The sequence below is a fragment of the Streptococcus pluranimalium genome, assembly GCF_047785705.1.
GTDB classification, from domain to species: Bacteria; Bacillota; Bacilli; order Lactobacillales; family Streptococcaceae; genus Streptococcus; species Streptococcus pluranimalium_A.
Window position 1 is genome coordinate 1 of record NZ_JBLOJV010000053.1, and the last position, 6,629, is coordinate 6,629.

Here is a 6,629-nt window from a genome sequence, read left to right on the forward strand (position 1 = left end):
AAAAATAAAAAACCGCTATTTGTAAGAATAGCGATTTTTTAAATGTTCAAGCTACTTGAGCAGTAACTCTATTATTTAAGAGTAACTGAAGCACCTGCTGCTTCAAGTTTTTCTTTGATTTCGTTAGCTTCTGCTTCTGAAGCACCTTCTTTGATAACTGATGGTGCGCCATCAACGATAGCTTTAGCTTCTTTAAGACCTTCGCCAGTGATTTCACGAACCACTTTGATAACGCCAACTTTTTTGTCGCCAGCAGATGTCAACTCAACGTCGAATGAATCTTTAGCAGCACCTGCGTCAGCACCACCAGCAGCTGCAGCAGCTACAGGAGCAGCAGCAGTTACACCAAATTCTTCTTCGATCGCTTTGACAAGATCGTTAAGTTCAAGAATAGTCGCTTCTTTGATTTCAGCAATAATGTTTTCAATGTTCAATGCCATTGTAATTTCCTCCAAATATAGATTGTATAATATAGTATGTTTGTAACCTTAGGCTACGCGTTGCGAAGGGATGCTTAGGCAGCACCGTCTTCGTCTTTTTCGGCAACAGCTTTGACAGCGTATGCAACGTTGCGAACTGGCGCTTGAAGAACAGAAAGGAGCATTGAAAGCATACCCTCTTTGTTTGGAAGTGATGCCAGAGCCTTGACTTCTTCCACAGATGTGAACTTACCGTCAACAACACCACCTTTAACCTCAAGAGCTTCTGCACTTTTAGCAAATTCGCTGATAACTTTTGCTGGTGCAATCACATCTTCGTTAGAAAATGCTACTGCAGATGGGCCAACGAAAAGTTCTTTAAGGTCTGAAAGACCAGCTTCTTCAGCTGCACGTGACAAGATTGAGTTTTTAATCACTTTGAACTCAACGTCATTTTCACGAAGATTACGACGAAGGACAGTATCTTGCTCAACTGTCAGTCCACGTGAATCAACAACCACGATAGACGCTGCAGCTTTCATTTTCTCAGCAACAAGTGAGACTTGTTCAGCTTTTTTAGCAATAATTGCTTCACTCATAGTAGTTTTACCTCCGTTTTTATTTTTGGGCTAGGCACAAAAAAATCGTCCCTAAACCTAGACACGAAAGTACAATACGTTACGCTATTACTAGTGACGTTTTGTGCCTCGGCAGGAATCTTATGAGTTGAACTCCCCTGCTGTCTTAGGTCAGTTTTATTTCAAAACCTTTATTATCATAACATATTTCACCAAGCTTAGCAAGTCAAAAAATTAAAAATTAGTCTCTAAAAGCTTGATTTTAGCAAAACCTACTAAGAAGCACTACCAAAACACTTTATTAAAAAAACGAACCCGTTAATCTTAAGGCGTTCGTTTTTCTATCTTGGTTTTGATACCATATTATGCTTAGTGAGCCATCATTTCTTGTGCGACTTCACGTCCTTTTAGATTAGATGGGTAGTAGGTCGGCCAGTTTTCAAGTTCTTCAATCAAGGCTTCCTGACTTTCGCCACCAAAGTAAATGTGGAAATGCTCCGCCTTACCTGGGTAGATCGCATGGTCAGAGAATTGAACGTACTTGAATTGTCCAGCGTCTTTATCATCTGTCTCAAACAAGAAGCGAACACCGCGGTTGCCTTTTTTGTAGGTCAAGACTTTATAGCCGACGTATTTGTATTTGTATTGATGAGGTTTGCCATTTTGCACAAAGGTCATGGTCTTCTTTTTGCCGTCAATCTTAATCTCTTCAACGTCTGTCTTGTAACCAGTGGTGTAGTAGTCTTTATACTCATCTGCTGACATGTCACCATTTTTCTTAGCCTTGTAATCAAAGACACCGTCTAAAGTGCCATCTTCAAGGAATGGGTAAACCGATTGCCACTTACCTGACCAATCTGATAGGGGACGGTCCTTAATTTGGCTATCTTCAAAATAGCCTTTGTAGATCGTTTTTTCGACACCCTCTTCTGGCTCTATCTCTGGACCTTCTTTGTCCGTTGTTTTTTGCAGCGCTTTGAGGTTTTTCTCCATAATGCTAATATAGTTGTCACCTTTTTTCATCTGCTTAGACGTGAGACTCTCTAAAGGATTTAAAACAGCTGTCTTGACACCTGCTTCATCAGCCAGTGTTTTGGAGACCTTAGAAGAAGCATTTTCTTCAAAATAGATATAGTTGATATCATATTTTTTAACGTATTCTGACAATTTTGCCAGACGTTTTGAAGAAGGCTCTGAATCTGCTGAGACACCTGTGATTGGGATTTGTTTTAACCCATAGTCAAGGGCAAGATAGCCAAAAGCGGCATGCTGGGTAACAAAACTTTTTTGCTTGGCATCTTTTAAAGCTTTTTCATATTTGTCATCAAGATCAGATAACTTTTTGTTGTAGTTTTCAGCATTCTTTTTGAAAGCATCTGCTTTTTCTGGGAATTTTTTGGCTAACTCATTAGCAATGTTAGTCACCAGTATTTGTGAACGTTCTGGTGATAGCCACACATGCGGGTCAAATTCATGGGTGTGTTCCTCATCATCATGGTCATGCTCTTCATGCTCTTCATGACTGTGTCCGCCACCAATCAATAACATGTCACCTGTTGCCTTGATAAAGTTTTTCCCCTTGTTATCAAGTGATTTTTTGACCTTTGGCACCCAAGTCTCCATGTTCTCATCATCGTAAACAAAGGCATCTGCTTTTTGAATTCTAGTAATGTCCTTTGTAGAGGGCTTGAAATCATGAACTTCTGTGCCTGCCTTGATCAATAGGCTCACTTTTCCTTGATCACCAACGACCTGCTTGGTAAATTCATACATAGGGTAAAAGCTAGCAACAACCTCAATATCTTTGTCACCTGCTTGAACAGGCTGGCTATAAGCCGCTAATCCTAATGAAAATAGGCTAACAAATCCTAATGACAGTAGTGATTTTTTAGTCATGTTATCTCCTTATTGGTAATTGTTTTATATTTTTACATCACCGGTTAAGTATATCAGACTGACGACAAATGTCAATCAAATACCTTTTGAAAGCAACACTTATTTCAATATGTGTTTACTTTCTAGACAACCGCTTCTTCATGGCTATAAATCATCCGCAAATTGATTGATTTTTCGCAAACGGTGGTTAACCCCGCTCTTGGTCAAAGGAAAGTCCAGATGGTCTGAAATGTCTTGGATGGAAAAATCAGGATTAGCAATACGGATGCGAGCTATTTGTTGCAATTCAAGTGGCAAGGCATCTAAGCCAACCTTATCCATAATTTTAATGATGTTATTGATGGTTCTCATACTGGCACTGATTGTTTTGGCGATGTTAGCTGCTTCAGCATTATTAGCCCGATTGAGGTCATTACGCGTCTCTCGGTAAACCTTGACTTCCTCATAGGTTTCTTTAGCAGTTTCTCCGCCAATCAATAGTAAGAAATCCATAATGTCTTCGGCCTTTTGCAAATAAGTGACAACACCATTTTTATGGTCAATCAGCTTGGCTTCTAAGAGAAATTTTTGCATCAGATGCAGAAGATCCTCAGCATGGTCTTGGTAGACAGAGTAGATCTCCATCTGATAACGTCCAGACTCGGGATCACGAATCGTCCCTCCTGCCAAAAAAGCCCCTCTAAGGTAAGCACGTCCCATATCATCATCTGTCAAAATCATGGGATTGATGCCTGTTTCAAATCCAAAAAAAGAGTCTGCCAGTTGTAAATCAGCTAAAATAGCCGTAACATTGTCCATCACAAAAACTGTGTAAACTCGATTTTTACGGAGATTGGTTTTTTGATGGTGTTTGATTTGCGGGTGAATGGCATAGTGCCTCTCCAGAAGTGAGTAAAGATGGCGAGCAATCTTGGCATTTTCGGTGGTGATTGACAGCGTCAAGCCTTGATTGGTTAGCCCTAAGCTACCAGACATTTTGATCAGGGCTGAGAGTTCTTCCCTGGTCTTTGGCGATTTTGCTAGCACTTCTTCTTTGACTTTTGTTGTAAAACTCATAGGTAGGTCGTCCTCACTAAAGCCATCAACTCCTCGACCACGACTTCCCCTTGGTGAAAGGCACCGCCATTTGCCAAACGTAGAAAATTAGATGAAATCACACGCTTAGCATTGGCTCTAAGGCCTTTAAAATCATGCTCTACTTGAACCAGACACTCGTCAAACTGATTTTTTGCCATATAAGCTTTTGGGACTGGCTCGATGTTCACTAAGACCGTGTCAATCACATCAATCCCCAAATGACGGTTAAGAACAGCCAGATGGTCAGCATCTGTAAAATGCTCTGTCTCACCAGCCTGCGTCATGATGTTACAGACATAGGCTACCTCTGCCTTGGTTGTGACTAGGGCTTGACGGATTTCTGGGATCACCAAGTTAGGGAGGATAGAGGTAAAGAGCGAACCAGGACCTAAAACAATCATATCGCTCTCCATAATAGCTGCCACAACCTTGGGACTTGCTGTTGGGATGGCATCATTGTAAGTATTGGTCACATAGACATGGTCAATCATGCCATCATACTTGGCAATCTGACTCTCCCCCACTACCTCATGACCATCCTTAAAGACAGCATGTAAGGTCAAGGGGCTAACACTTGATGGGTAAATCTTACCCGTCGTGTGGAAAAACTGAGTCAAGGCCTGCATGGCATTATAGGTCGATCCTTCCATCTCGGAAACCCCTGCAATGATAAGATTTCCCAGGGGATGTCCAGCCAGAGCGCCTGCCTTATCATTGAAACGATACTGAAAAAGCTCTTCATAAAATTTTGGCATGTCACTCATTGCCACCAAGACATTACGCAAATCACCTGGTGGTGTCAACTGCATGGCTGAGCGCAGTTTGCCAGATGAGCCACCATCATCAGCCACTGTCACAACAGCGGTGATGTCAACCTGCTGGTGACGAAGCGATTTTAAAATCACTGGGATACCCGTTCCGCCACCAATGACTGTTATTTTGGGTTTTCTCATGAGCGATTCACCGTTTCTTTTCGTCTATCCTTATCGCGATGACTCGTATTGGTAGCCCAATTGGGGGCAAGGTCAGTTGCTAGGCGGTGGGCAAAGGCTACGCTACGATGTTGCCCTCCTGTGCAGCCGATGGCAATCGTCAAAACAGACTTGCCTTCTCGCTGATAGGCAGGAAGGATAGGTTCAAGGAGAGCGAGGAGACCCTTATAAAAGTCTTGAGACTCCTTTTGGGACATAACATAGTCGTAGACAGGCTGATCAAGCCCTGTCTGCTCCCTAAGCGCTACTTGATAATAAGGATTTGGCAAAAAACGCACATCAAAAACCAAGTCAGCATCTAGGGGTAAGCCATATTTGAAGCCAAAACTCATGACTTCGATACGAAAACAAGATGTCTCATCAGCCTTAGCAAACTGCTCTGCAATCGCTTTTCTGAGATTACGAGGAGTTAGGACTGTCGTGTCAACCACATTCTGGCTAAGGTTTTTTAAAGGGGCTAATAGCTCACGCTCAAGTGTAATTCCATCCAGCACACGGCCATCAGCTGCTAGAGGATGGCTGCGGCGCGTCTCTTTATAACGCGATACCAATTCACCATCTGTGGCATCCAAGAAAAGAATCTTAAGGTTAGTGGTATCCTTGGCCTCTATCTGATCTAAAATCGTTGTGATTTCCTTAAAAAAGAGACGGCTACGCATATCAATAACTACAGCAACTCGGCTAGTTTCTTCTGATTGCTCTACCAGCTCTAAGCATTTGGGCAAAAGGGCTGGCGGCATATTATCCATGGTAAAGTAACCCAAATCTTCAAAAGATTGGATGGCGACTGTTTTGCCTGCACCACTCATACCAGTCACAATGACGAGGGTAATTGGATCTTCTGTCATAGCTTTCCTCCTTTGTTTTTATTATAACAAATTTTAAAGAGGTTTACGTTGAAAAATAAAATATAGTAAGCATCTAATATCCAGGTATCCATATCAGTCAATCATCTTTTATACTGTTCGTAGAAAGAGAAAGGACATTACTATATTTCAAATTATTTTGAAACGAAAGGTCATAATGACTTGTTATTGAGAATCAAACTCAGTAATGTTAACGTCAGTTTTTATTAAACTAGACTTCCTGCTTAACTAGTTTTTTAATTCAAAGTTAATGATTCCGGCAATTAAATTCACCCTCAAATGAAAGCGTTTCTTTCGATTGCGGTAGGTTTTTGAAACTATTTTGAAGGTCTTAATCTTGGCGAAGACATGCTCAATGGTGATACGACGTGATGACAGTTCAAGATTGTAAGCCTTATCCGCATGTGTTAACGAATGATACTTACTGGATTTACGTGGGATTTGAGCCTGTGGATACATTTTCATCAGACCCTGATACCCACTATCTGCTAAAATGGATCCTGCTTTCGACAAGATACGACGGCTATTCCTGAATCGTTTCCGCCCATGGTAAATAAGCTTCTAGCACGTCCTTATTTATGAGGGTTTTCTCATTTAGTAGATGGTCTAGAAGATAAATCATGTATTTCTCTGAATGCAATACCTGTCACCTGGCTGTTTCTAGTAAACTTCTGATGATGGCAGTCGCTTTGGCTTCTTCAAAAGTTTGAGAATTTTTGGGTTTGTTTTATTCCAGACCAAACAAAACCCATTCCTGTTTCATTAGGAATGGGCCTTGTTCTCAATATGGAAAGCTAGAGT

The 6,629-nt window shown here is 41.3% G+C and carries 6 protein-coding genes, 1 pseudogene and 1 other annotated feature; all 7 genes and pseudogenes read right to left on the reverse strand.

Annotated elements, in window-relative coordinates:
* Positions 1–71: 71 nt before the first annotated feature.
* Positions 72–440, reverse strand: a complete 369-nt coding sequence (gene rplL, locus ACMZ6Z_RS08735; RefSeq protein WP_018379545.1) for a 50S ribosomal protein L7/L12 — start codon at positions 438–440, stop codon at positions 72–74.
* A 74-nt stretch (positions 441–514) separates the two neighbouring features.
* Positions 515–1,018, reverse strand: coding sequence for a 50S ribosomal protein L10 (rplJ, locus tag ACMZ6Z_RS08740; RefSeq protein WP_416132162.1), 504 nt, complete (start codon positions 1,016–1,018; stop codon positions 515–517).
* 30 nt (positions 1,019–1,048) lie between these two features.
* Positions 1,049–1,186: a sequence feature (ribosomal protein L10 leader region), on the reverse strand.
* Positions 1,187–1,366: 180 nt separating this feature from the next.
* On the reverse strand, positions 1,367–2,893 hold the full coding sequence (locus ACMZ6Z_RS08745) for a metal ABC transporter solute-binding protein, Zn/Mn family (protein ID WP_416132163.1): 1,527 nt from the start codon (positions 2,891–2,893) through the stop codon (positions 1,367–1,369).
* 144 nt (positions 2,894–3,037) lie between these two features.
* Entirely contained in the window at positions 3,038–3,949 is a 912-nt protein-coding gene (gene whiA, locus ACMZ6Z_RS08750; protein ID WP_416132164.1) for a DNA-binding protein WhiA, read from the reverse strand.
* Positions 3,946–4,923 carry a gluconeogenesis factor YvcK family protein gene (locus ACMZ6Z_RS08755; protein ID WP_416132165.1) on the reverse strand — a complete coding sequence of 326 codons (978 nt, stop codon included), beginning with the start codon at positions 4,921–4,923 and terminating at the stop codon, positions 3,946–3,948. Before ACMZ6Z_RS08755 ends, whiA begins: the two co-directional genes overlap by 4 nt.
* A complete protein-coding gene (gene rapZ / locus ACMZ6Z_RS08760; RefSeq protein ID WP_416132166.1) occupies positions 4,920–5,810 on the reverse strand; it encodes an RNase adapter RapZ in 891 nt (296 codons plus the stop codon). The genes ACMZ6Z_RS08755 and rapZ overlap by 4 nt, the downstream gene beginning before the upstream one ends.
* Positions 5,811–6,056: 246 nt before the next feature.
* A pseudogene (locus ACMZ6Z_RS08765) lies at positions 6,057–6,377 on the reverse strand (transposase family protein); the annotation flags it as partial.
* Positions 6,378–6,629: the final 252 nt, after the last annotated feature.

Bases quoted from the DNA above. Each gene is read 5' to 3' on its own strand.
- rplL (WP_018379545.1), bottom strand. From the start codon at position 440: ATGGCATTGAACATTGAAAACATTATTGCTGAAATCAAAGAAGCGACT.
- rplJ (WP_416132162.1), bottom strand. From the start codon at position 1,018: ATGAGTGAAGCAATTATTGCTAAAAAAGCTGAACAAGTCTCACTTGTT.
- ACMZ6Z_RS08745 (WP_416132163.1), bottom strand. From the start codon at position 2,893: ATGACTAAAAAATCACTACTGTCATTAGGATTTGTTAGCCTATTTTCA.
- whiA (WP_416132164.1), bottom strand. From the start codon at position 3,949: ATGAGTTTTACAACAAAAGTCAAAGAAGAAGTGCTAGCAAAATCGCCA.
- ACMZ6Z_RS08755 (WP_416132165.1), bottom strand. From the start codon at position 4,923: ATGAGAAAACCCAAAATAACAGTCATTGGTGGCGGAACGGGTATCCCA.
- rapZ (WP_416132166.1), bottom strand. From the start codon at position 5,810: ATGACAGAAGATCCAATTACCCTCGTCATTGTGACTGGTATGAGTGGT.